Below are 775 nucleotides of genomic sequence, written 5' to 3' on the forward strand. Positions count from 1 at the left end.
GTAATAGGGAGCATTGGCAACCACCACGCTAGGCGTCTTGCCGTCATAATATCCGACGTTGACATCCGCATTTTGCTCGCTTTGCGGAATAGCTGGCGCGCCCCCTGTAGGAATTTCACTGGCGGGCACAGGCTGGTTTTTGCTGTTATACAGTGTCCAGTTGGCGGGATCGCTCCAGTCGCCTCCTGTGGCAGGGCCTGTCCAGCGCCAGTTTGCATCATGGGCATGATAGCCAGACCCCTGCGTGGTATACTGGGACGTATCACCACCCGCAGAGTTAGCGTCTGTTGCGATGGCGGCCAGAGAAGTATGGAGATCATTCGCGCTATAAGAAGGAACAGTGGGATGGGCTGTATCTTCGAGCAGCCATCCCGTTGTGCCGTCTTGCACGATGGTGATTTGTGCCGGCGGCGTGTAGCCCGCAGCCATGTTGACATGAGTATATGCGATGCTGCGGTCGTCTGCCAGATGAACTGTCAGAGTATAAGAGCCATCGTCATTTAAAGAGTATGTCGCTGCAACTGGTGCGGAGGACGTTCCGAGAAGGCCAAAATGGGTATTTTCGGAAACACCATTGATAACGGTATTCTGCTTGTTTCCGTCATTATTGGAATATCTATCATTGATATAAATCGTATTAACGGAGTCTGGATCAACATTGATCGCGCCCCCTTCGCCCCAGAGATTGGCGAGAATGGAGCTGTTCTGCTGCAGATTAACCGTTCCGCCCGAAACCGTAATGGGGTTGGAGGGCGTGCCCAGTGAGGCGTTGATC

At 53.3% G+C, this 775-nt stretch carries 1 pseudogene; it reads right to left on the reverse strand.

The window, feature by feature from the left end:
* Positions 1 to 775 (reverse strand): annotated as a pseudogene (locus AD930_RS18005) (Hint domain-containing protein); the annotation flags it as partial.

This window comes from Acetobacter malorum (assembly GCF_001580615.1).
Classification (GTDB): domain Bacteria; phylum Pseudomonadota; class Alphaproteobacteria; order Acetobacterales; family Acetobacteraceae; genus Acetobacter; species Acetobacter malorum.